The sequence below is a fragment of the Neobacillus niacini genome (assembly GCF_023715785.1).
GTDB lineage: Bacteria > Bacillota > Bacilli > Bacillales > Cytobacillaceae > Neobacillus > Neobacillus niacini_E.
The window spans coordinates 442,271-466,781 of record NZ_JAMBOX010000002.1 but is presented as its reverse complement, the minus strand read 5'-3'; the positions used below and the strand labels follow the sequence as shown (position 1 = coordinate 466,781).

The following is a 24,511-nucleotide window of genomic DNA, read 5'->3' as shown; positions in this document are numbered from 1 at the left end:
TGGATGGAAAAGAATATACCGATTCCCCAGCCGAAAACCTTTGGGCCGCTTGGAAATATTCCATTAATTGATAAAGATGCCCCAACCCTGTCCTTCTGGAATATGGCCGATGAGTACGGACCGATATTTCGCTTTGAAGCTTTTGGCTTTAAGATGTATTTCGTTTCAGGACATGAACTGGCAGCAGAAGTTTGTGATGAATCCCGGTTTGACAAAAGCCTTTCCGGCGGTTTATATTTTCTCCGCGCTCTGGGTGGAGACGGCCTTTTTACCAGCAAGACGAAAGAACCAAACTGGCAGAAGGCCCACAATATCCTAATGCCGGCTTTTAGCCAGCAGGCAATGAAAGGGTACCACGATATGATGGTTGATATTGCCGGGCAGCTTATTCAAAAATGGGCGAGGTTAAATCCTAATGAAAGTATTGCCGTCGCCGATGACATGACAAGGTTGACGCTGGATACGATTGGAATTTGCGGCTTTAACTATCGATTTAACAGCTTTTATCGCGAAAAACATGACCCATTCATCATCAGCATGGTAAGGGCCCTCGATGAAGCAATGCATCAGGCGACAAGGCTCCCGATCCAAACGAAGATGATGCTGATAACGAAACGGCAGTTTGAACGAGACATAAAATCAATGTTCTCGCTGGTAGACAAAATCATCGCGGAACGAAAAGAACGAGGTGACCAAGGAGAGACGGATCTACTGGCGCGAATGCTGAACGTCAAGGATCCCCATACCGGCGAAAGGCTTGATGATGAAAATATCCGTTTCCAAATCATCACCTTCCTGATTGCTGGGCATGAAACGACAAGCGGATTATTGTCGTTTGCGCTTTTTCTTCTGTTGAAGCACCCGGAAGTCCTCAAGAAGGCCCGTGAAGAGGTGGATCAGGTGATAACCACATCAGTTCCATCGTATCAGCAAGTCTTGGATTTAAAATATATTCGAATGATATTGCACGAGGCCTTAAGGTTATACCCGACAGCGCCGCAGTTTACTCTTTTTGCAAAGGAAGACACGGTAATCGGCGGCAAATACCGAATTAAAAAATATGATAGTGTCTCGGTCCTCCTGCCAAAGCTTCACCGCGACAAAACCGCTTGGGGCAAGGATGCAGAAGAGTTCCGTCCCGAACGGTTTGAAGATATGACTAAAATTCCGGCGGACGCCTATAAGCCATTCGGAAATGGCCAGCGAGCCTGTATCGGCATGCAGTTTGCGCTGCATGAGGCGACATTGGTTCTCGGAATGATTCTTCAACATTTTGAATTGATTGATCATATGAACTACCAGTTGAAAATCAAGCAAACCTTGACGTTAAAGCCGGACAATTTCCAAATCCGTGTCAAGCAGCGCGAAAGAAAAATGGCATTGACGATTGATGCCAAGCCAAAGGTTTCAAGAAATAAGGGGAAGACCACTCCTCAAATTTCTCTTACTGGGGTCAATAATCGGCCGCTGCTCGTCTTATATGGTTCCAATATGGGCACGGCAGAGCGGATTGCCCACGAACTGGCCGACAGTGCCCGACTGCATGGCATTACGAGCGAGGCAGTGCCGCTCAATGACCGGATTGGCCATTTGCCGACTGAAGGCGCTGTTATCATCATCACATCTTCCTATAACGGGAAGCCGCCCCGGAACGCACGCCAATTTGTCCAATGGCTGGAAAGGCTGGATAATGGCAATTTAACTGATGTGAATTACGCGGTGTTTGGCTGCGGGGACCGCAATTGGGCCAATACCTATCAGGACGTTCCAAGATTGATTGATCAATTGCTGGCACAGAAGGGGGCCACACGGTTTTCACGCCGCGGCGAGGGCGATGCAAGCGATGATTTTGAAAAGCAGTTTGAGGATTGGAAAAACCGGATGCTGGCCGATGCCTTTAAAACTTTTGGCATCAGTGTCAATAAAACGTCAGTGAAAGAGGGACCTTCCTTGGGGATTCAGTTTGTTGGTGCCATCAATGGATCAACGCTGGCAAACAAGTACGATGCTGTACATGCTGCCGTTTTGGAAATTATCGACTTCGGAAACGGCATTAAAGAGCTGGAGATGGCTCTTCCAGAAGGTGTGGCTTATCACCTTGGTGATTCATTAGGTGTATTCCCATGGAACAGTCCTAAGGAGGTGAATCGTATTCTCAAGCGTTTCGGGTTGGACGCAAGAGAATATGTCATTTTAACTGCAAGCGGACATAGCACCGCGCATCTTCCGTTGGACCGTCCGGTAAGCCTTTTTGACCTGCTGAGCCAGAATGTGGAGCTGCGCGAACCGTCAACAAGAGCACAAATCCGGGAATTGGCGGCATTCACTGTATGCCCGCCGCATAAGCGGGAGCTGGAAACCCTGCTTGTTGAGGGTGTCTATGAACAGGAAGTTTTGCAAAAGGTGCTGACAATGGTCGACCTCCTGGATAAATATGAAGCGTGTGAGCTACCGTTTGAACGATTTGTGGAGCTATTGCCATCGCTAAAACCGAAATATTATCCAATTACCGAATGTGTTAACCAGCAGGTCAAGGTAAGATTGGAGGGAGAAGATTACTTGGCTAAACGAAAGCCGGGAGAGGAAGTCGTCATTTTTGTTCGACACGAAAATAGTTAAAGTAGAAAAGGTCCTTGAGTCTGTAACGATTCAAGGACCTTTTCATTTACTTGAGGAACATTTTGATTATTTTCAGTCCGTTTTTTACATTCGGATAGCGGAACGGGAGATCGAATAAAGTGGTTTGTTTCAGGACGCTTTTTTTATGGGAAAAGGTATCAAAGCTGCCTTTACCGTGATAGGAACCAATCCCGCTCGGTCCGACCCCGCCAAACGGCAGATGCGGGGAGACAAAGTGATAGACGGTATCATTCACGCAACCGCCGCCAAAGGAGACATTGCCAAGAACCTCCTGCTGCACCTCATTATGTTCCGAAAAAATATAAAGTGCCAATGGTTTCGGATGGTTGTGAATACCCTTTAGCACCTCATCGAGACTTTCATATTCCATCACTGGCAATATTGGACCAAAAATTTCATCCTCCATAATCGGATCGCTCCAGGTAATACCGGTTAAAACAGTTGGTTCGATGGCCAGAGTCTGGGCGTCAGTTTTTCCGCCGCAGTACACCTCACCATTATTTAGGAAGGATTGAAGCCGATTGAAATGGCGTTCGCTTACGATATGAGTATAATTTGGATTATTTAACGGTTCAGCTCCGTATAACTCTTTAATCGCGTCTTTAAATAGGCTTAAAAATTCTTCTTTAATGCCCTTATGCAAATATAGATAATCCGGTGCGATACAGGTTTGTCCGGCATTGGTGAATTTGCCCCAAGCAATTCGCTTCGCTGCCAATTTAATATTGGCATCATGGTGAACAATACAAGGGCTTTTGCCGCCCAGTTCCAACGTGACAGGAGTCAGATTTTTGGCAGCTGCCTCCATAATCACTCGGCCAACCGGAACACTGCCGGTAAAGAAGATGTAATCAAATTTCTCCTTAAGCAGGGCCTGACTTGTCTCAACTGCACCTTCCACAACAGCGATATACTTTTCAGGATAAAGGCCTTTGATTAGCTCCGCCAACAGAGCAGAGGTATTCGGCGTTAGTTCCGATGGCTTTATGACTGCCGTGTTACCGGCTGCAATCGCCCCGATTAGTGGAGCAATCGCCAATTGAAACGGATAATTCCACGGTGCGATGATTAATGACACGCCATAGGGCTCGGAGTATATATAACTGGCCGAACCAATATGAGTCACCGGTGTTTTCACCTTCTGCGGTTTGACCCATGATAGCAGATGTTTCATCGTAAAACTTAACTCAGCGAGGACAAATCCGATTTCCGCGGTATAGGCATCAAAATCGGATTTGTTTAAATCAGACTTTAATGCGTTCATTAGTTTCTTTTCATTGGCTTGAATCGCAGATTTTAGCTTTTTTAAGGCTTCCAGCCGAAAGGCAAGTTCCTTCGGTTTACCGGTTTTAAAAAATGCCTTTTGGTTTTCCACAAGATAGCTGTAATTGTCCAAGCTGTCACCTTCCCTTAAGGTGTAGGCATTATTTGTGATCATCATACCGTGTCTACTCCTTTATCATATGATAAAGCTTTAATAAATCGTCTTTACATAATATTTTCGGAACAGGGTAAAGCGGGTTCGCTTCTTTTAAAGCCCGTTCGACCATAAGCGGGATATCGCTATCGACAATTCCACTCACCTTTTCAGGAATGTTCATTTTTTTATTTAATTGTTTCACTGCCTTAATGAATTTCTTGGCCTTCAATTCCTCAGTATACGACGGCACACCCAACCCAACTACATCTGCGAGCTCCGCCAATGGCTTATGGACGGATTCGCCGTAGTATTCCAGCACATAAGGGAGGATAATCGCATTTGCCAGTCCGTGCGGAACCGAGTAAAAGCCGCCGAGGGTATGGGCAATCGCATGGACATATCCGACATAGGCACGAGTGAATGCCATACCAGCCAAGTAGGCAGCCCGCTGCATATTCGTCCGGGCGGTAACATTTGTGCCGTTTTCATAGCATTCATATAAATTATCGAAAGTTAACTTAACCGCCTCAATGCTCCAGCGGGTGGTACTTTTTGTGTTACTTTTGCCAATATAGGCCTCAACCGCATGTGTCAGGGCGTCAATACCGGTAGCCGCGGTAATGTGCGGCGGCAGCCCTATCGTTAGCAGCGGATCCAGCACTGCGTAGTGGGGGATGAGGGAGGTGTCCATGATCGCATATTTTTCATGTGTCTGGCTATTGGAGACGACGGCAGCCAAAGTCGCTTCACTTCCAGTTCCGGCAGTTGTTGGAATAGCAAATAAAGGCGGTATACTCTTTAAAACCTTTAACACACCTTTCATTTTTGGGATACTCTTGTTGGGCTTGGCGGCCCTGGCCCCCACACCTTTGGCACAATCCATCGGCGATCCGCCGCCAAAGGCGACAATCCCTTGACATTGGTTGGCTTTATACATTTGATAGGCTTCCTCTATATTATCTATAGTAGGATTGGGAACGGTTTTATCATACACGAAAAACTTGATTCCTTCCGCTTTTAACCCTTCCAAGAAATCATCCATGAGGCCGATGGAGGTAATGCCCTGATCGGTTACAATTAAAACGCTTTCAAGATTCTTAGTTTTAATAAGCTTTGGCAGTTTCGCCAAGCTGTTTTCACCCTGGAGCAACACAGGTTCGCGCCACGGGAGGACGTAGGAGGCCATCTTCATTGTTCCTTGGTAGGTCCTGCAATACAACTCGTACATACCATTACCTCACTTTATTTATAGTTTTAAAAAATACCCAAAAGACCAAAAAATGTATATAACTTATATACCTTACTTAACAGGAGAACGTCAAGAGAATATTTGTAAAATAGTAAAAGTTTTGAAAAATACTCCAATGGTAGTAACGCTTTTACACTAGCACTGAAATCAAAAAGCCAACCAATCGGTTGGCTTCTTAACAATATTCTATTAACTCGATTAATAGCTGCATTTCATCCGAATTCAGTTGGTTAACATTATTGAAAAATTGCTGGATCAGCTGGATCATTTCCGGGCTTAAATCATCGCTCACAGACTGTATAATCATCCCAACAACGGCGCCGACAAAGACGGTAAGCTGGATTTTAGGTTCTTTTGAAGCATTGATCACGTTGACCGTCAAACTTTTCACTTGTTTCCCCAGACTATTCAAATACAATAGCAAGATGCTTAAAAAGTAAGCACAAAACTCAAGTTTAACCTCGACATCCTTCATTAGATGAATGGTTTGATTAATAGCTTCGCGCAGCGGTAGGTTTTGTGGATTTTCAACTGCCTTAATAACCTGGTTATGTATGTTGTTCCATTCTTCAAGATTGGAGATTTCCCGCCGCTCTTTTTGAAAGAAAGTTTCAGCCAATTCGGTGGGGGAGAATACCACCATTGACCGGCCTGCTTCATTTTCATTCATCGAATACGTTCGTTTTACCAATCCTTGGTTTTCCAATTCTTTTAATACGTCATATGCTGTCCATTTGCTGACCCCGATTGCTTTGGCAACCTCGGAATAATGAACAGGAAGGCTGGTTTTATTATATTGACGATAAATATGATCTAAAAACTCCCGTCTTCTTTTGGTTATCGACACAGAGCTCTCACCTCCGAGATTTAAATGAATTTTTTTAAAATTATTATATCATGAATAACCTTTTAAGGTGCCTTGACATTTTTATAAAAAGTAGTATAGTTAATAAATTGTTAAGGCTTTGTAAAGACATTGCCTTGATTTGTTCATAGTTTGTTCATATCTTAATGCTAAACTAAAAAACATGCTAATTTAATTCTAGTTTAATATATAGATAGATAGCATTACTTGCTAGAAGGATGGTGTAAAATATGAATACCTTACGACGAGTGAGTCAACGTATTTTCAATAAATATATTGGCTTTTTCTTTTTCGCCGTATTGCTGTTATGGCTGAAAACTTACTTTGCTCAATTAACGCAATTTGACTTGGGGATTGAAAACCCGCTGCAAAAAATCTTGTTGTTTATTAACCCTTTAGGTTCGGCCCTAATCTTTCTCGGTTTTTCTTCCTTATTTAAAGGGAGAAAGAAATACATTTGGCTGATTGTGTTAGATTTTCTATTATCTTTCCTTTTATATGCCAATATTTTGTATTACCGATTCTTTAATGATTTCATCACATTGCCGACTTTGACTCAAACACAAAACTTCGGCGATGTCAGCGGCAGTATAATAACATTAATGAAGCCATATGATTTCCTGTTCTTTGTTGATACGCTGCTGTTAATTGCCTTGCTTGTTTTCCGCGTTGTAAAAATCGAGGCAAAAAACATGAGCCGTCCAAAAGTGGCTGCGTTATTCTCGATGTCACTGGCGATTTCATGTTTAAATCTTTCGTTAGCAGAAACAGATCGGCCACAGTTATTGACACGTGGATTTGACCGCAACTACATTGTGAAATATTTGGGCATGTATAACTATCAAATTTACGATGCAGTAAAAAGCACGAAAGCATCGGCACAGCGCGTTATGGCTGATAGCGATGATATAACAGAAGTCCAGAACTTCACTACGTCTAACTATGCCGCGCCGAACCCGAAATATTTTGGTGCTGCGAAAGGCATGAACGTGATTTATTTGCATCTTGAATCAATGCAGAACTTCCTGATCAACTACACATTGCATGGGGAAGAGGTAACACCGTTTTTAAACTCGTTGACAAGAGATTCAAATACGATGTATTTTGACAATTTCTTCCATCAAACAGCACAAGGGAAAACAGCTGACGCTGAATTCATCCTTGAAAACTCATTATACGGATTGCCGCAGGGTGCCGCTTTTACAACAAAAGGTATGAACACGTACCAGGCAGCGCCGGCAATTTTAGGCCAGCAAGGCTATACATCTGCTGTGTTCCACGGAAACTCCGGGAGCTTCTGGAACCGGAACGAGATTTATAAATCATTGGGCTTCAACCATTTCTTTGATGATAAATTTTATGATTTAGATCCAAACAGCCTGGCTGAATATGGATTAATGGATAAACCGTTCTATCAACAATCATATAAGCTGTTGGAAACATTGCCGCAGCCGTTCTATACAAAATTTATCCCGGTTTCAAATCACTTCCCGTATACCATGAATCAAGAGGAAGCAACGATTGCTCCACACACAACAGGGGATAAATCGGTTGATAACTATTTCCAAACGGCCAGATATGCGGACGAGGCGTTAAAGGAATTCTTTGATTACTTGAAGCAAACCGGTTTATATGATAACTCGATTATTATTATGTACGGTGACCATTACGGAATATCCGAAAATCATAATAAAGCGATGGCACAGGTACTTGGAAAAGAAATTACACCGTTTGAAAGTGCCGGCTTACAGCGCGTGCCATTTTTCATCCGTGTCCCTGGCATGGAAGGTGGAATTAATCACGAATATGGCGGACAAATTGACGTCCTGCCGACACTACTACACCTTTTGGGGATTGAATCAAAAGAGTATATCCAATTCGGCACAGACCTATTATCGGAACAGCATGACGAGGTCGTCCCATTCCGAAATGGCAATTTTGTCAGCCCGACGATTACTTCCGTTGGCGGCAAATTCTATGACTCCGTTACAGGTATGGAATTAGAACAAGATCAACTGGAGGAGGCCAAGCAATTCGCCGAATCAGTTGAGAATAAATTGGCGCTTTCCGATAAAGTGGTAAACGGAGACTTATTGCGCTTCTATACACCTGACGGCTTCACACCAGTGGACCGTAAGAAGTTTGACTATAACAAGGTTATTGGAGAAACTTCAAAAGATAAGTAATACACAGCTGCCTGAGGAAATTCCTCGGCAGCTTTTTTATGTTTATAAAGAGGAAAATTATGGTAAAAATAACAGCCTCTTTTTACCCGTTGCGTTCGAAAATCTAGGCTGACGGGAAAATAACAGCCCCCACTTGTAAAATCACGTTTACAGGACAAATGATGCTCTAATGTCTTAATGACAAAAAGAAAGAGTAGCTCTTTAAAAACGAGTTACTCTTTCGCTTTTTCAAAATCAATATGGGAATTGGCTGGAGTAATTGCTAAACTGCTTATGCGCTTGGTCAATTTTTTGTTGTTCAGCAGCCTCAAGCTTATACCAGCCGTTCTGGAACATAAGCTCAAATAACTCCCGCGTGCTTTGATGCGTTTCGTTCAACATCTGTAACAGGTCTCCATGAAGCTGATTGTAACTTGCTTCCCGAACGGCAATATTCAAACTGTCGGTTAGATACTTACAAGTGCTCAAACCATCATTCAGAAAGTCTCGGTCATTCATCTCAGAAGTTTTCACTTTAGGTAATTGACCGGTCTGAGGATTCGCAATTTTATTTTGACTTTGCGCTTGCTGCTGGTTTTGCTGATTTTGCATGCTCGTTACCTCCATTTCCATCAATTAATGGGTTTGTTGCTGGGTGTTAGGCATGTTGGCTAACACGGAATTGTTATCAACCTGCAGGTGATTCAAAAGGCGATTGTAGTGGTCCTGATGCATTTTGCCTACTTTATCTAGTGCTTGCTTAATCTGTTGGTTCTCGGCGTGCTCAGCCATAAAATGAAACTTCTTAAACGCCATCAATTCCCATGACATCGCATCTTTCAGATACATCAAATCCTTTGTTGTTACAGCAGGTGGGGGAGTAGTCATTGGTGCTTGATTCATTTGCATAGGGAAACTCCTTTCGTATTTGAATTCAATCAACATTAGATTGAACAAAACGGGGTCTTTATATGTGAGAAAATAAGGGAGGAACAAAAAAATTCACCCTAACGTTAATAAGGTGAACTTTCAATAATTTATAATGTTTTTGCATACTCTTGAACCATCTCAACTGTCACATTCTTCCGAAGTGATACGATACGGAGATTTATTCTATTCATTCTATCGGTTACTTCATTGATTTTATTAGTGGTAAACGGTTTGCCTTGTTTACATAATTGGACAGCTTCTTCGATATACAATTCACGTTGCTGATCAAGAGCCAAAAACTCGTGATACAATTTATTCTGGTTAGCTGCATGGTTAATTAGATCTTTATGTACACTCATGAAAAAACACTCCTCGAAGTATGGACGATATTTAATAATCATATCACAATATTTGAAGAAAAGTGAAAAATATCAAAACTCCATGAAATGCTGATAAGTAACGGATTGAAAATTTAGAATATTCATGTTAATCTTTTACCTAGAGATTATTTTTAGATTCTTTTTATTTTTTTAAAATATTAAGCGCTTTCAATACCTAGAACACAAAATCAGCTAACTGCGTCAGCCTCAAGTGTTCTAATATTTTCATATAGGGGGATTCAAATGGATGTAAGTGGAATTTTAAAGGTAGTTGCCGAAAGTAAGCTTGTTTATCCAAGCGAAAAAAAACAATCTAACACCTCAATTGGAAGCAGTGAAGCATTTCAAGAACTTCTTCAGAAATCCCAGCAAAATCCCGAAGCTTTTTGGAACGATGTAGCGAAAGAATTATTCTGGTACGAGCCTTGGCAAAAAACAATAAGTGGAAGCCTACCTGATTTTCGTTTCTTCGAAGGCGGTATTAGCAACCCTTGCATAAACTTACTGGACCGTCATGTGGAAAACGGTGCAGGAAACCGGACTGCTCTTATTTGGGAGGGAGAAAACGGGGACACGAAATTTTTTACATATAATATGCTGCTCGCTGAAGTGAATCGTTTTTCCAATGTTCTCCGCTCCTTTGGCGTGAAAAAAGGGGACTGTGTGGCGATTTTCCTCCCGAATTTGGCCGAGGCGATTATTGCTGTGCTCGCCTGCTTCCGGATTGGGGCTATTTACAATACCGTCTTTTCGGGGTATTCCGAAAAGTCTTTGAAGGACCGTCTTGTCAGCTTTGAGCCAAAGATTATTGTGACGACCGACGCTACGACAAGGCGGGGCAACAAGATTTTCTTGAAGGAAAAAGTGGATCAGGTCATTCCAGATATTCCATCCATTGAAGCGGTCATTGTCGTAAATCGCCTTAATACAGAAGTCAAAATGACGGCAGGACGTGATTTCTGGTGGGAGGACCTGACAAGAACGGCAAGTATCGTTTGTGAACCGGAGAAGCTCGAGGCCAACGATTATGGAATTGTCTTTTATACAAGCGGCACAACCGGAAAGCCAAAGGGTGTTGTTCATTCAGGAATGGCCTTTGTCATCCAAAATTACATCTACAGCAAATATCATATGGACCATCACGATGAAGATGTTTTCTGGTGTACGGCCGATATTGGCTGGCTGACGATGCATATTTGGGGCATTGCCGGCGCACTTGCAAATGGTGTTACCACGGTCGTATATGAAGGAGCCATTGATTTTCCATCCAAGGATAGATTTTATCGGATGATTGAAAAATACCGGGTCAATAAATTATTTACAGCCCCAACGGCACTCAGGATGTTAAAGAGTCTGGGAGAAAAGTCAGTGGCTCAATTTGATTTATCATGCCTGGATGTCATCTCCCTTGTTGGTGAGCCCTTTGATCCGGATTCATGGCAGTGGACCTATGAAGTGTTAGGGAAGAAAAGGATATGTGTCAATAATACATGGGGCCAAACAGAAACAGCCGGCTGTCCTATTGCAGGAGCTGCGTGGTTAACACCAATGAAGCCAGGATCAGCTGGAATGCAATTTTTAGGTGCGGATATTGCTGTAGTGGATGAAGAGGGCAAACCAGTTAAACCGGGTACATTAGGAAACCTCATTATCAGGAAGCCATTCCCGATGCTTTGCCGTACGCTTTGGAAGGAACCTGAACGCTATCTTTTCTCTTATTTTAGCCAGGTGGAAGGAAGCTATTTTGCCAGTGATTTAGCCCTGATTGATGAGGATGGCTATGTATGGGTCGTTGGCCGTTCCGATGATGCCTTCAATGTAGCCGGGCATCGCTTAAGTACCATGGAAATCGAAAGTGCAGTGCTTGAATGTGATGGAGTTGCCGAGGCCGCTGTCATTGGAGTTCCGGATGAAATCAAAGGAGAGGTACCGCTCGTATTTGCCAGGGTAAATGACCTTTCCCAAGGGACAGATGCTTTAAAAGAGAAAATAAATGGGCGTATTATGGAGCAAATCGGAAAAATTGCTCTGCCAAAAGCGATTATTTTCACAGATGCACTCCCTAAAACAGTCTCCGGAAAAATTATGCGCCGTTTATTAAAGGAAATCTTCGTATCAGGAAAAGTTTCAGGTGACATTACCGGGCTTGAAGATCCAGCAACTGTAGCACAAGTTCAAAGTATTATCCATGAAAGGTCCATATTGAAGAATTAGTAGCTTGTGGGCCCTTTTGATGTTGATTCATGGATTCGTTAATATAAAAGATTTACCTAATTCATTGGCTACATGGAAGGTAATTTAAGTGTATGAATGATTTGAAATCTCACCTGTTTATCCTTAGATAAAACAAGATCATCTTATGTTAAAAAGGACTAACCTTGAATAGTTAGTTCTTTTTAACATCCTTTTAATAAATTGTTTAAAACTAAAGTGGTATTTGATATCGTAATGGACCATAACCATAAAAATGCTTTGAAAACTGCGCGTTTTGTGAAAAAATTTTCGGAACAGTAGGGACTCTGTTTGTAAAAACAAAAAACACCACATTAAATCTAAATGTTTTGAAAATTCAGTTGACTTTTAAGGGATAAATAGTATATATTGTAAAAAAATACACGGGGATGTAAGAAAAGGAAGTGATTATATGATTAAAAGTGTTAACAGTTTACATTCGACACTTTTTGAAGGGAAGATTGTTTTGGTTACAGGTGCTGCTCATGGTATTGGAAAAGGCATTTGCAAGGCATTCATTCAACATGGAGCAACTGTAATTGGGACAGATATTTTGGAGGATAGACTTCAAGAAGCAAAAAGTGAAATAAGTGATTTGAATGAAAAGCAAAATGTTTTTTATACATACACATGCGATATTACGGACGAATCGAGAGTGACGGATCTGGTCAAAACCGTCATCCAACAGTTCCAACGAATAGATATATTGGTTAACAATGCTGGAGGTGTATGCGGTCAGGTACATCAACCTGTAGAACAAGTTTCAGCTGAAGAGTGGAGAAAAATATTCTCCGTAAATCTCGACGGGGCATTTTTTACGACAAAAGCGGTAGCCCCATTTATGAAAGATCAGAAATACGGAAGAATCATTAATATTTCTAGCGGTGCCGGAAGAAGTACCAGCCTGACGGGTATACAGGCCTATGCAAGCGCCAAGGCCGGACAAATTGGATTTTCCCGTCAAATGGCCCAAGAACTTGGACCTTACGGAATTACCGTCAATAATGTGGCACCTGGTTTTGTTCTATCAAATCCATCCACTGAGAAACAGTGGAGAGCTATGACCCAAGAACAGCAGACAGCATTAATCCAATCCATCTCCTTAAAAAGATTAGGAAAACCAGAGGATATTGCAAATCCCGTTTTATTTTTTGCATCGGATTTTGCCAGTTATGTAAGCGGGCAAACCATATCGGCTGATGGAGGACAACAACTATTTTAGGGGGACCTTATGAATATTACGATAATAGGTTCAGGAGCAATTGGTGGGGTACTGGGAGCTTATCTCGTTAAAGCGGGAAACCAAGTCACGTTTTGCGACATTGATTCTGACCATGTAAAGGCTATGAACAAACTGGGGCTTACAATTGAAGGGCCAGATGAAACATTTACCGTTCCATGTCATGCCTTCACACCCCAAGAGTTGATAGAAAATAAGCCACGATTTGACACTATTTTTTTATGTGTAAAAGCACAGCATACAGAAATGGCATTGTCCCCATTTCTTGACTTCATTAATGAACATACAAAGGTAGTTTCAATTCAAAACGGACTTTGTGAAAACATTATTGCTTCAATGATAGGCAAGGAAAAAACAATTGGCTGCTTCGTTAATTTCTCCGCAGATTATTTGGCACCAGGAAGAATCCTTTATGGTGGAACTGCAGCCTTATTTGTTGGCGAACTGGACTATTCCATTAGTGAGAGAGTACTAGAGTTACAGAAGGTCCTTCAAGCCTGGGGGCCAGCTCAAGTAACTGATAACATCTGGGGTTATTTATGGAGTAAAATGGCTTATGCCGGGTTGCTATATGCTACTGCGCTGGTAGATGAAACAATGGCAACAGTCGTTCGAAATAGGGAATATAGAGAAACGTTAATGGAATTGTGTTCAGAGATCCTGGAGGTTGCCGAAAAAGAAAGTGTAACCACAATCGCTTTTGATGATTGGGATCCATCCTTAGTATATCCAAGAGAAACCCGCAAAAGCGAACTTTTGGACGATCAGCTTGAAAAACTGGCTGTCAGGATGGCGACAAACAAAAAGACAAAAAGCGGAATCTGGAGAGATTTGGCCGTCAGGAAGAGAAAAACGGAGATTGATTCACAGCTAGTACCAATTGTGGAAATTGGGGCAAAACACAATGTATCAATGCCTTTAACAACCTTATTAATTTCATTAATAAAAGAGCTAGAAGCCCAGTCAATCAAAATGGACTGGGATAACCTAAATAAATTGAAATATGTATATATTCATGATATATAACGTATTTTTACATTTCGGGGGAGATGAATATGTGGCAGTTTGGTAATCTCAGCGCAAATAAAGGCGAAAAAGTTAAAGGTTATTTAACATTTGATTTGATTGAGGAAAAGCTCCCTGTCTTTTTAATTCACGGGGAAAAGGAAGGTCCTACCGTCCTAATATTTGGAGGTATTCACGGCTGCGAATATACTTCAATTGATGCGGCTCTTGAATTGGGAAAAAGTATCGATCCAAAAGAGATAAACGGAAAGATTGCGGTCATTCCGATTGCAAACCCTGCCTCCTTCTATGCGAGAAGCATTTATGTTCACCCTGAGGACAAAAAGAATCTTAACCGGTCTTTTCCGGGAAAACCAGATGGTACTGCTGCTGAAAAATTAGCTTACTGTCTTAACGAAACAGCCATCAAAGCTACAGATTATCTTATCGACCTTCATGGTGGTGATATGATAGAAGCCCTCGTTCCTTTTAGCATCTATCAAGTGACGGATGATAGTGAATTGACACACCAATCGAAACAACTTGCCTCCCTTTTTGGTATTGAGTATGTGGTTGGGTCAACTGGACAAGTAAATGGTTCAACTTACGGCACCGCCGCCAAACAAGGAAAAGTTGCGGCAATTGTTGAAGCTGGACAACAGGGAATCTTGGATAAAAGCAAATCTCTGCTCTTACAGAAAGGGACAAAAAATGCTTTATGTTCCATTGGAGTATTAAATGGAAAAACAGTAAGCAATCCTACACAGCAACTACAAACATTTGACTGGACTTTTGCTGACAGCGCTGGGTTGTGGTACCCAGTGGTGTCGATTGGTGAAATGGTTGAAGAAGACCAGTTGATAGGCAAAATTACTGATGAATTTGGTGAAACGATAAAAGAATATTACGCATCCGTTTCTGGGGTAGTGTTATTTTTGGTTACTTCGTTAGCCATAAACAAGAAAGATCCACTCTTGGCTATAGGTGATTAATGATGAAACAATGGTACCAACTTACCATAAAGGAAACAGCGGAACTTTACAGAAGAAAGGGACTTTCTCCTGTGGAAGTGGTCCAAGATATTCTCCGTACCCTTTAGGACGTGGAACCATAGCTAAATGCATTTATTATCGTAACAAAACAGGCGGTACTGCCAAATGGAAGGAAGCAGGAAAAATGTCTATAATCCTTAACTATTTGAAGAAACAGCATAACGCTATTACGGAAACTTTGTTAACCCTTACCAAAGCTGAGTCACCTTCAAACAAGAAGACTTTGACAGATAGGTGCGGAGAAATTTTAAAACATGAATTTGATCGTTTAATTGGCGGTTCTGTCGAACAAATTGAACAAACGGAAGTTGGCAATCAATATAAATTTACCTACGGAAAAGGAAATGATTCTGACCAAATTCTTGTTATCGGCCATATGGATACTGTATGGGATGAAGGGGCTCTTCCAATCAAACGGGAAGGTGACATCCTTTACGGGCCCGGAGTCTTTGATATGAAGGGCGGACTAACTGTTACACTTTGGGCGATGAAAGCTTTAAAAGAAACGGGCGCCTCTCTAAAAAGAAAAATAACCTTCTTGGTTACAACCGATGAAGAGATTGGCAGCGAATATTCCAGAGATATCATCATGAGAGAGGCGGAAAAAAGTTTCGTTGTGTTTGTGCCTGAATCAAGCATTGGTCCAGATGGAGCAGTCAAAACGCAACGAAAAGGCGCCGGCAGCTTTCTTTTGAAAATTGAGGGTATCTCAGCTCACGCAGGAATTAATGCATGGGAGGGAGCAAGTGCAATCGAGGAATTAGCCTGGCAAATTCTTGATTTAAAAAAGCTTGCCAATCGTGATGAAGGGATATCCGTCAATGTAGGGGTGGTAAAAGGCGGAACTCGCATGAATGTGATTGCCAAAGAAGCAGAAGCGGAAATAGATGTTAGAATCACGAAAAAAGCCCAGGCAGAAGAACTGACAGAAATCATTTTGAACCGTCCCCATTTTATCAATGGTACAAAACTAACAGTAACCGGTAAAATAGAGCGCTATCCACTGGAACGGACCGAAGCAGTTATTCAATTGTATAAGGATTTGCAGGAAATTGCGGCTTCGCATGGTTATGAATTAAGGGAAGGATCGTCCGGTGGAGCTAGTGATGGGAACTTTACCGCAGAAATTGGTGTTCCTACTATTGATGGACTTGGTCCCATCGGAGATGGCGCTCACTCCGAAAACGAACATGTTGATTTAACCAATCTTCCATATAGAGCCGCATTATTAGCAGAAATAATCTTAAAATATGGAAATAAATAGAGTGGGTGAAAAGTATGTACATGATGAACCTTACACAATTACAATTTATCGAAGCAAAAAAGACTGCAGATACCGTCCTTTTGCCAATCGGCATGATCGAGACACATGGTCCGCACAGCTCATTAGGAACAGACGTTTGGATACCGCGTGAATTTGTCCGCCGCTTGGATAAGGTGATCGGTGATCGGGTTATTATGGCACCTGAGGTTCCGTATGGCCATTCATGGTCACTAGCGCCTTTTGAAGGAACAATTGATATTTCTGCTGAAGCTTTCACGCAATATGTCTATGAAATTGGTAAGGAGTTTCATAGAAATAGTTTTAACCAAATCATTTTATTTAATGGCCATGGCGGAAATATACCAAGCCTGATGGTTGTGTCGGAAAAGCTGGCTGATTTAGGGATGAAGGTGTTAACGATTAACTGGTGGACGGATTACCGGGAACAGATATTGGAAATCACTAAAAGCCCGGGTCATGGGGGAGAAGATGAGACGTCATTAATGCTGGCAATTGATGAAAAGCTGGCTGACCCGTCCATCGTCGGAGAGCACAAGATTATGTTAAATCCAAAAATCAAGTTTCCAAAGAGTGGAAAAGTGATGTATAAAGATGGCTTCTCTGGCAACGCAGGGAATGCTACTGCAGAAAATGGAGAGAAATTGTTTCAACTGATGCTGAAGCTAGTCTTAAAGGATATTGAAGATTTATGGAGTGTGAACTATGAACCCGTTAACCAATAAGAAAAAAGATGTGCTGCGCTGGACGGAAGAGCCTATTGGAGAAAAATTCGTCGATATCGTTGTTAGTATAAACGAGCAAACGCAGAAGTTGTATGGCCAAGAAACTGCAACTGCTAGCTACAGTGGCATTTCACCGTCATTAAATACTTTTGATGAAATAGGCAGGGCCCTGGATGAGGTAAATACCGCTGTACAATTCAAAGAAGGTCATGAAGGAGAATATTTGAGAGCAATGGTAAATGCGTTCCGTTATTTTGCCAGAAGCCTTCAAGGTGATCGGATTCCATACGATGAGCTCATTGCTAATATTCAAGAACTTCCGGCCACATTAATTTCCGATATCCAGATAGACTATGCGAAAGAACTGGTTGAAAAAGGATTAACCGATCTCGGTTACAAGGGAACTTTAAAGGATAAAGCAGCTGCGTGGCGCTCTGATACAATCATTGCCCCAGATGCTGTTACAACCGTAGCTGAGAATTTCCGGGAGAGGAGCAAACTTGGTACCTTAAAACGGGTCATCGGCCTCCCGGAAGAGGATGGCATTGATTGGATTAAATCGATAAGGGGAGTATTTTGGAGCGGTTATTCCAAATATACTGGAAACTTCCGGGGGAACTTAACCTTCAATATTGACCGGCCATGGACAGAGCCCATCTTAGCCCAAATTATGACACATGAAGGATACCCGGGACATCAGGCCTTCTACTGCCGCTGGGATTATCTCTATCAGCAGGGGAAACTGCCGCTTGAAGCTTCCTATTATTTAATTTGCAGCCCAACCAACGCTCTATTTGAGGGCGGTCCAGAAACGGCCTTAAGTTTCTTAGGTTGGGACGATATTAATGAAGATACGCCAGGAGTGAGCATTGAACAAAAACAGCAATATTTGTTGGCCAGGAATTATCTCGATTACCAGCGGATGTTTATGACAAATGCTTGTTATTTGTATAATCTTGGCGAAGTCTCAAAGGACGAAGCAATTGATTACATGGTTAACCGTGGTGGAATAACAGAAATCGAAGCAAACAATTGCTTCAGGTTCTTCTCCGACCCAGTTCAGAAAACCTACTATCCATGCTATTACCATGGACGCTGGATGGTTGGCAACTCCTATAAAGAAACACCGAAAGAAAAACGGGCAAAGTATTTTAGTATTCTTTATGATACACCGCATACAACTAATACGTTTATTAAGGCAATCAGCCAATTAAACGACAAACCGTTTGATGCGTTCAATACATTAAACCAATAATTCTAAGCCGGATAGAAGGTGAAGCTTTATAGGTTTCACCTTCTATAAAAGAATGAAGTTTTTAATTTACATAAAAAATTAGGGTTAAAAACAGAAAGGTTTACTAGGAAAGCACGCAGGATTGGAGCGGAATAGTGAGGCAATTATGAAATGGGAATTCTTGAGCATAAATGGGCGGCAGCCACTGCAGAAAAGGCTGATTTACGAGGGGGTTGAATCGATTTGAAAGAGAATTTGAGTTCAATAGAGAAGGAAATTTTATTAAACATAAATACAAGTCAACTAATGGAGTACAACAGAGAAATAGCTAAGGAAATTAGATTATCAGGTTCAGAGGAGGAATTGAGAGCCTTTCAATACGCAAAGAATACATTGGAAAACTATGGATTAAAAACCGATTTAAGCTTCCACAACGCCTACATTTCACTACCGGGTGATGCTAAATTAATCGCCGGGAACCGGGAGATTTCATGTATTACGCACTCAATGGCTCCAAGCACGGATGAAGGAGGATTAGTAGGCAAACCTGTATATTTGGGGGAATATTCGCCAGTTCAAATCCAGTTAAACTCTGGGGAAATTGCGGTTATAGAAGGAATTGCTTCACCTGTCGTCCTGAAAGGTTTGGAAGCTGCAGGGGCATCCGGAGCGATCTTTATCAATGGACCATACACCCATGAAATGATTGTTTCAACGATTTGGGGAAGCCCATCCGAGGAAAATATTGAGCAAATGCCGAAAATTCCGGTCATCTCAATAAATGATAAAAGTGGGTTAGAGCTTCGCCAATTAATCAATAAAGGGTTAGATTGTGTTAAAATCCATGCCAATGTGGAGACGAAATGGACATTGATTCCTTCTCTAACTGCCGAGATTAAAGGAACTGAAGAGCCAAATCATTTTGTCCTATTTAGTGGTCATATTGATTCATGGCATTATGGCGCAATGGATAATGGCTCTGCAAATGCTGTCATGCTGGAAAGTGCAAGGGTGCTTTCTAAATATCAGCATTTATTAAAACGGTCAATTCGGTTCGGCTTTTGGTCAGGTCATTCCCACGGGAGGTATGCTGGTTCACAGAATTATGCAGACCAACATTGGGAAGAGATTCATGAAAATTGTGTTATGCATTTTTACATTGACTCTGTTGGAGGAAGAGGGGCAACTATTGTAAGTGAAGCTGATTGCATGGCTGAAACAATGGATATTGGGTCCCTTTTTATTAAACACATTGCAGATCAGGAGTATATTGGCAAGCGGTATGGAAAATATGCAGATCAATCTTTTTGGGGGGCAGGAGTCCCATCCTTGTTTATGGGTATGTCTGAGCAGCCATTGTCAGACGATCCGATGTCCCAAAAAGTATTTAAAGTGTTTAAAGGTAAAGAAGCAGGCGGCTACGGCTGGTGGTGGCACACCGTTGAAGATACCATTGACAAGATTGATCCCGCTATACTAAAGCGTGATTGTGAAATTTATGTTCTTTCCCTGTTCAAAGTATTAACTGATCCCATTTTGCCAATCAATCAACTGGCCGCAGTCGAGGAGTTGTCTCACCATATTTCTAGATATCAGAAAACCGCGGGGGATAAAATCTGTTTGGCGCTAACGCTGCAACGATTATCGCAGCTGAATAACCTGTTGACTGCATTTTATGAAAATCTACCAGAGCACAACTCTAATGAGGTACGGAGAAAAGTGAATCAATCGCTCATGAATCTATCCCGCATCCTTGTACCTCTAAATTATGTTTCTACCGACATCTTTGAACATGATCCTGCAGTCTCTTTTGCGCCAATACCAATCCTGGCATCGATTTATGAACTTTCTAAGCTTGAAAAAGATACACACGAGTTTAACCTGTTGAAAACTTCCATTAATCGAAAAATTAATAAAGTGAATTACTTGTTAAAAATAGCACTCCGGGAGGCAAAGCAGATGGTGGCAATCATTAAAAATGAAAGAATAGTAGATGTTGAAATTTAGTCCTTTTAAGAAGTTCTCTTGATTAATCTTTTTTTTCTTTTGTTTTCGAGTATTTTCGTCTAAATATTGAGTATTTTGTATTTCTTTGCGAAAAATTCTGATAATTACTTGACGAAAAGCTAGTAGTTAATATATTATATTTTCAATAAATTGAAAAAATTAACATTTAACTGTTAACAGTTGACTGTTTCTGAAAAGGTGGGGAATATGGATAAAAAGCCTCTATTAGAAATTAAGAATCTCTCTATAGGTTTTAAAACACTGGATGGATCCTTGAATGCAATCGAAGGAATCAACTTTAAAATTATGCCGGGTGAGTCCGTTGCCCTTGTTGGCGAATCTGGCTGTGGTAAAAGTGTTACTTCACTAGCAATCATGGGTCTATTGGCCAACAATGCTCAAGTATCTGGTGAAATTAACCTAAATGGCAATAATATTTTGAACTATAAAGAACCAGCCATGAGAAAGGTTCGCGGCAATGACATTGCGATGATTTTCCAAGAGCCGATGACTGCTCTAAATCCAGTACTGCGAATAGGCGATCAAATCAGCGAGCCTTTAAGACTTCACCAAAAATTAACGAAGAGCCAAATCAGGAACATAGTTTTAGAGCTATTGGACTTAGTTGGTATCCCGAACCCAAAATTGATTGAACACTCCTACTTGCATCAACTGTCCGGAGGGATGAGACAGCGGGTCATGATTGCCATGGCAATGGCTTGTAATCCCAAGCTGCTTATCGCAGATGAACCGACCACAGCCCTTGACGTAACAGTCCAAGCTCAGATTCTTGATTTACTTAAAAATCTGCAAAGGGACCATAATATGGCGCTGCTGCTCATTACGCATGATTTAGGTGTAGTGGCAGAAATGTGTGATAGAGCAACCATTATGTATGCGGGCAAAGTAGTGGAAGAGGGAACTACGAGCAAGCTGTTTAATTCACCTGAACACCCATATACAAAAGGACTGCTCTCGTCCATTCCAAAATTAACCGGTGAAAGAGAAAGATTAAAGCCAATTAGAGGGAATGTTCCTTCTCTAACAAATATGCCCATTGGCTGTCGATTTGCACCAAGATGCGATTTTGCCATGGATGTTTGCACAAATAACGCCCCCAGCTTAGCAACTGTTGATTCTGAACATCGAGTAAGCTGTTGGATGAACAAGGAGGCTGTTGGTGAATGACGGAAACGTTGCTTGAAGTAAAGAATTTAAAAAAGTATTTTCCTATACAAAAGGGTCTCTTAAAAAAGACGGTTGGGCACGTTAAAGCTGTCGATAATATCAGTTTTTCTGTCGAAGCAGGAGAAACTGTAGGGATTGTTGGTGAATCTGGTTGCGGAAAGTCGACTACAGGGAAAACCATCATTCGCCTTGAAGACCCGACCAGCGGGGAAATCATTTTTAAAAATAAAGACATTACAACTGCTGATTATGCAACATTAAAAAAACTTCGCCGTGAAATGCAAATCGTTTTTCAAGATCCGTTTTCCTCCCTTAATCCGAGATATAAAGTTGGCTCGATTATTGAAAGACCGATGAAGATTCATAATCTGTATGACAAAAAGGAGAGAAAGGATAGAGTATTATCGCTTTTGGAACAATGCGGCTTAGACCCATCCTCTATTCATAAGTATCCACATGAGTTTTCTGGTGGGCAAAGACAAAGGATCGGAATTGCCAGAGCATTAGCTCTAAATCCAAGTTTGCTAGTCTTGGATGAGCCGGTTTCTGCGCTGGACGTTTCAATCCAATCTCAAATTATTAATCTATTAGAAGACTTGCAAGAAGAATTCAATCTAACGTACCTATTTATATCACACGACCTTAGTGTAGTAAGGCATATAAGCGACAGAATTATCGTGATGTATTTAGGACAAATGTGCGAAATGGCTGAAACAATTGAGTTATTTAACAATCCGCTTCATCCTTACACACAAGCCTTATTATCAGCCATTCCTTTACCGGATACGAATCGAAAGATTGAACGAATTATGTTAAAAGGAGATTTGCCTAGCCCCTCAAATCCACCGGCTGGCTGTCCGTTTCATACAAGATGCCCAAAAGTAATGGATATGTGTAGACAGGAAAAACCGCAATGGAAGGATGCAGGCAAGGGACACTTCGTTTCTTGTCATATATATAATCAATAGTTTTGTCAGGGGGGATGAAATTCATGACCAATCCAAACGTTTCCACAGTAAAAGCTTCTGCCGTTTCTATTCAGCAACAGGTAAAAAAACGAAATAAATTCAGTAGATTTGCCAGGTCCTATCCGTTGATTATTATCGGTGGCATTATGGTGTTCACGCTCGCTATTATGGCCGTATTTGCACCGGTAATAGCGAACCATAATCCAATTACCCAATATCCTGAAGGACTAAGTGACATTGGTACCCCAATTGAACCGAACGATAATTTTATCTTGGGGACGGACTCTTTGGGGCGGGATGCGTTATCACGGGTGGTTCATGGTTCGATTGTCTCATTAGAGGTAGGCATATTTGCCAGTTTAATCAGTTTGATTATTGGGGTATTTATGGGAATTGTGTCAGGTTATTTCGGTAGCTGGATTGATATGATCATTATGAGAATCACCGATACGATGCTGGCATTTCCATTTCTATTGTTTGTAATTGCACTGGTAGCCGTTTTAAAACCTAGTATTACCAATGTTTACATAGCAATCGGTATTTTAGGATGGGCAACCATGGCACGGGTTGTCCGAGCAGAAGTTCTCAAAGTAAAACAGCTAGAATACGTTCAGGCAGCAAAAGCCCTAGGTTCCTCTTCTTTTCCAATTTTATTTATTGAAGTTTTACCCAATATCATGGGTCCCGTTATTGTCATGGGTACGCTGGCAATCGGGCAAAACATTATGCTTGAAGCTGCTCTCAGTTTCTTAGGCATCGGTGTTCAGCCCCCGACAGCCAGTTGGGGAAATATGCTTCAAGAAGGGATGAGAATCTATCAAATCGCCCCATGGATGATTTATGGTCCTGGGATTGCCTTAATTTGGGCAACACTAGGTTTTAATTTATTAGGTGATGGTTTAAGAGATTGGCTTGACCCTAAAACAGGTCGTTAGAAGGGAAGTGATGGAACTTTGTTTTCATATCTAATCCGGCGTATAGTTGGTGCGATTGTCGTTTTAATAGGAATTTCTATCATTACATTTATCATTGCATATGCCGTTCCGGGGGATCCTGCCAGGGCAATTGTCGGAGAGAAGGCTTCGGAAGAGGTTGTTCAGCAAGTAAGGCATGAACTGGGACTTGATCAACCATTATATGTCCAATATTTCGCCTATATTAATCGGCTTCTTCATGGAGATTTTGGTTTCTCCTATTATAACAATCAACCAGTATTGGATTTAGTATTAAGCAGACTAAAGGATACGGCGTTGCTTGCTTTTAGCGGCTGGACAGTTGAAATATTGATTGGAATTCCACTCGGAATATTGAGCGCTGTTTATAATCGAAAAATTGCTGACTATATCATATCCGTACTTTCTATTATTGGAATATCATTACCTGTATTTTGGTTTGGGATGTGGCTGATTTATAATGTGGCCTTCAAAATGGGGATCCTCCCGATTGGCGGGTCTGGTTCTATTATGCACCTCATATTACCGGCTTTAACACTTGGAATTGCCGGTGCAGCCTATTACCAGCGCTTGGTAAAATCGTCGATGGTGGATGTTTACAATCAAGATTATATTCGTACTGCAAAAGCAAATGGGGCTTCCCCGCTGAGGATCACATTTAAGCACTCGTTACGTAACGGAATTATTCCGGCGGTAACCTATGCAGGAATGGATATCGCTTTTCTCCTTGGCGGCGTTGTAGTAACAGAAACTGTCTTTAACTACCCTGGGGTTGGGCAGCTTGCGATGCAGTCAATCCAAAGACTAGATGTTCCAGTTATCATGGCTACTGTACTATTGGCAGCCATTATAGTTGTGGTGGTCAATATTATAGTAGATTTGCTTTACTTCCTCATTGATCCGCGGATTAGTTTAACCTAATTGGACTAGATCATAAAGGAGGTGATAATTTAAGAAACCTAAATGATAATCAATC

The 24,511-nt window shown here is 41.5% G+C and carries 19 protein-coding genes and 1 pseudogene; 14 read left to right on the top strand and 6 right to left on the bottom strand.

The annotated features are described in order from the left end of the window. Positions 1-3: 3 nt before the first annotated feature. Positions 4-2,616: pseudogene (locus M3234_RS06885) on the top strand (cytochrome P450); the annotation flags it as partial. A 49-nt stretch (positions 2,617-2,665) separates the two neighbouring features. Here the strand turns inward: M3234_RS06885 and M3234_RS06880 are convergent. From M3234_RS06880 to M3234_RS06870, 3 genes are all read right to left on the bottom strand, one after another. After that, the gene (locus tag M3234_RS06880) at positions 2,666-4,078 is read right to left on the bottom strand and encodes an aldehyde dehydrogenase (RefSeq protein WP_396953931.1); all 1,413 of its coding nucleotides are present in this window, start codon (positions 4,076-4,078) and stop codon (positions 2,666-2,668) included. Between the two features lie 10 nt (positions 4,079-4,088). Next, complete coding sequence (locus tag M3234_RS06875) at positions 4,089-5,288, bottom strand: iron-containing alcohol dehydrogenase (RefSeq protein ID WP_262303988.1); 1,200 nt, start codon at positions 5,286-5,288, stop codon at positions 4,089-4,091. Between the two features lie 196 nt (positions 5,289-5,484). Continuing rightward, positions 5,485-6,156: a helix-turn-helix domain-containing protein gene (locus M3234_RS06870; RefSeq protein ID WP_262303987.1), complete on the bottom strand. Its 672-nt coding sequence runs from the start codon at positions 6,154-6,156 to the stop codon at positions 5,485-5,487. A gap of 248 nt (positions 6,157-6,404) precedes the next feature. Here M3234_RS06870 and ltaS point away from each other — a divergent pair, with 248 nt between their 5' ends. Then, positions 6,405-8,360 (top strand): lipoteichoic acid synthase, encoded by a 1,956-nt coding sequence (ltaS, locus tag M3234_RS06865; RefSeq protein WP_262303986.1) that lies wholly within the window; start codon positions 6,405-6,407, stop codon positions 8,358-8,360. Between the two features lie 234 nt (positions 8,361-8,594). Here the strand turns inward: ltaS and M3234_RS06860 are convergent, their stop codons facing one another. The 3 genes from M3234_RS06860 to M3234_RS06850 form a co-directional block, all read right to left on the bottom strand. After that, the gene (locus M3234_RS06860) at positions 8,595-8,951 is read right to left on the bottom strand and encodes a spore coat protein (RefSeq protein ID WP_262303985.1); all 357 of its coding nucleotides are present in this window, start codon (positions 8,949-8,951) and stop codon (positions 8,595-8,597) included. Between the two features lie 24 nt (positions 8,952-8,975). Further along, positions 8,976-9,248, bottom strand: coding sequence for a ferritin-like domain-containing protein (locus M3234_RS06855; protein WP_262303984.1), 273 nt, complete (start codon positions 9,246-9,248; stop codon positions 8,976-8,978). A 128-nt stretch (positions 9,249-9,376) separates the two neighbouring features. Further along, positions 9,377-9,628, bottom strand: coding sequence for a YpbS family protein (locus M3234_RS06850; RefSeq protein WP_262303983.1), 252 nt, complete (start codon positions 9,626-9,628; stop codon positions 9,377-9,379). 264 nt (positions 9,629-9,892) lie between these two features. On the opposite strand from M3234_RS06850, the gene M3234_RS06845 reads away from it, so the two are divergent. From M3234_RS06845 to M3234_RS06790, 12 genes are all read left to right on the top strand, one after another. Then, entirely contained in the window at positions 9,893-11,863 is a 1,971-nt protein-coding gene (locus M3234_RS06845) for an acetate--CoA ligase (protein WP_262303982.1), read from the top strand. Positions 11,864-12,293: 430 nt separating this feature from the next. Continuing rightward, positions 12,294-13,103: an SDR family NAD(P)-dependent oxidoreductase gene (locus M3234_RS06840; protein WP_262303981.1), complete on the top strand. Its 810-nt coding sequence runs from the start codon at positions 12,294-12,296 to the stop codon at positions 13,101-13,103. A 9-nt stretch (positions 13,104-13,112) separates the two neighbouring features. Further along, complete coding sequence (locus M3234_RS06835; protein ID WP_262303980.1) at positions 13,113-14,147, top strand: ketopantoate reductase family protein; 1,035 nt, start codon at positions 13,113-13,115, stop codon at positions 14,145-14,147. A gap of 29 nt (positions 14,148-14,176) precedes the next feature. Continuing rightward, positions 14,177-15,118, top strand: coding sequence for a M14 family metallopeptidase (locus M3234_RS06830; protein WP_262303979.1), 942 nt, complete (start codon positions 14,177-14,179; stop codon positions 15,116-15,118). Between the two features lie 184 nt (positions 15,119-15,302). Further along, positions 15,303-16,442, top strand: a complete 1,140-nt coding sequence (locus M3234_RS06825) for a M20 family metallopeptidase (protein WP_262303978.1) — start codon at positions 15,303-15,305, stop codon at positions 16,440-16,442. Positions 16,443-16,462: 20 nt separating this feature from the next. Next, entirely contained in the window at positions 16,463-17,185 is a 723-nt protein-coding gene (locus M3234_RS06820; protein WP_262303977.1) for a creatininase family protein, read from the top strand. After that, positions 17,166-18,440 carry a hypothetical protein gene (locus M3234_RS06815; protein ID WP_262303976.1) on the top strand — a complete coding sequence of 425 codons (1,275 nt, stop codon included), beginning with the start codon at positions 17,166-17,168 and terminating at the stop codon, positions 18,438-18,440. The genes M3234_RS06820 and M3234_RS06815 overlap by 20 nt, the downstream gene beginning before the upstream one ends. 222 nt (positions 18,441-18,662) lie before the next feature. After that, positions 18,663-20,426 (top strand): M28 family peptidase, encoded by a 1,764-nt coding sequence (locus tag M3234_RS06810; protein WP_262303975.1) that lies wholly within the window; start codon positions 18,663-18,665, stop codon positions 20,424-20,426. A gap of 207 nt (positions 20,427-20,633) precedes the next feature. Beyond that, positions 20,634-21,614: an ABC transporter ATP-binding protein gene (locus M3234_RS06805; RefSeq protein ID WP_262303974.1), complete on the top strand. Its 981-nt coding sequence runs from the start codon at positions 20,634-20,636 to the stop codon at positions 21,612-21,614. Next, positions 21,611-22,582 (top strand): ABC transporter ATP-binding protein, encoded by a 972-nt coding sequence (locus M3234_RS06800; RefSeq protein WP_262303973.1) that lies wholly within the window; start codon positions 21,611-21,613, stop codon positions 22,580-22,582. Before M3234_RS06805 ends, M3234_RS06800 begins: the two co-directional genes overlap by 4 nt. A gap of 23 nt (positions 22,583-22,605) precedes the next feature. Beyond that, positions 22,606-23,517 carry an ABC transporter permease gene (locus tag M3234_RS06795; RefSeq protein ID WP_262303972.1) on the top strand — a complete coding sequence of 304 codons (912 nt, stop codon included), beginning with the start codon at positions 22,606-22,608 and terminating at the stop codon, positions 23,515-23,517. An 18-nt stretch (positions 23,518-23,535) separates the two neighbouring features. After that, positions 23,536-24,456, top strand: coding sequence for an ABC transporter permease (locus M3234_RS06790; RefSeq protein ID WP_262303971.1), 921 nt, complete (start codon positions 23,536-23,538; stop codon positions 24,454-24,456). Positions 24,457-24,511 lie beyond the last annotated feature (55 nt).

Bases quoted from the DNA above. Each gene is read 5' to 3' on its own strand.
- M3234_RS06880 (WP_396953931.1), bottom strand. From the start codon at position 4,078: ATGATCACAAATAATGCCTACACCTTAAGGGAAGGTGACAGCTTGGAC.
- M3234_RS06875 (WP_262303988.1), bottom strand. From the start codon at position 5,288: ATGTACGAGTTGTATTGCAGGACCTACCAAGGAACAATGAAGATGGCC.
- ltaS (WP_262303986.1), top strand. From the start codon at position 6,405: ATGAATACCTTACGACGAGTGAGTCAACGTATTTTCAATAAATATATT.
- M3234_RS06860 (WP_262303985.1), bottom strand. From the start codon at position 8,951: ATGCAAAATCAGCAAAACCAGCAGCAAGCGCAAAGTCAAAATAAAATT.
- M3234_RS06855 (WP_262303984.1), bottom strand. From the start codon at position 9,248: ATGCAAATGAATCAAGCACCAATGACTACTCCCCCACCTGCTGTAACA.
- M3234_RS06850 (WP_262303983.1), bottom strand. From the start codon at position 9,628: ATGAGTGTACATAAAGATCTAATTAACCATGCAGCTAACCAGAATAAA.
- M3234_RS06845 (WP_262303982.1), top strand. From the start codon at position 9,893: ATGGATGTAAGTGGAATTTTAAAGGTAGTTGCCGAAAGTAAGCTTGTT.
- M3234_RS06840 (WP_262303981.1), top strand. From the start codon at position 12,294: ATGATTAAAAGTGTTAACAGTTTACATTCGACACTTTTTGAAGGGAAG.
- M3234_RS06835 (WP_262303980.1), top strand. From the start codon at position 13,113: ATGAATATTACGATAATAGGTTCAGGAGCAATTGGTGGGGTACTGGGA.
- M3234_RS06830 (WP_262303979.1), top strand. From the start codon at position 14,177: ATGTGGCAGTTTGGTAATCTCAGCGCAAATAAAGGCGAAAAAGTTAAA.
- M3234_RS06825 (WP_262303978.1), top strand. From the start codon at position 15,303: ATGTCTATAATCCTTAACTATTTGAAGAAACAGCATAACGCTATTACG.
- M3234_RS06820 (WP_262303977.1), top strand. From the start codon at position 16,463: ATGATGAACCTTACACAATTACAATTTATCGAAGCAAAAAAGACTGCA.
- M3234_RS06815 (WP_262303976.1), top strand. From the start codon at position 17,166: ATGAACCCGTTAACCAATAAGAAAAAAGATGTGCTGCGCTGGACGGAA.
- M3234_RS06805 (WP_262303974.1), top strand. From the start codon at position 20,634: ATGGATAAAAAGCCTCTATTAGAAATTAAGAATCTCTCTATAGGTTTT.
- M3234_RS06800 (WP_262303973.1), top strand. From the start codon at position 21,611: ATGACGGAAACGTTGCTTGAAGTAAAGAATTTAAAAAAGTATTTTCCT.
- M3234_RS06795 (WP_262303972.1), top strand. From the start codon at position 22,606: ATGACCAATCCAAACGTTTCCACAGTAAAAGCTTCTGCCGTTTCTATT.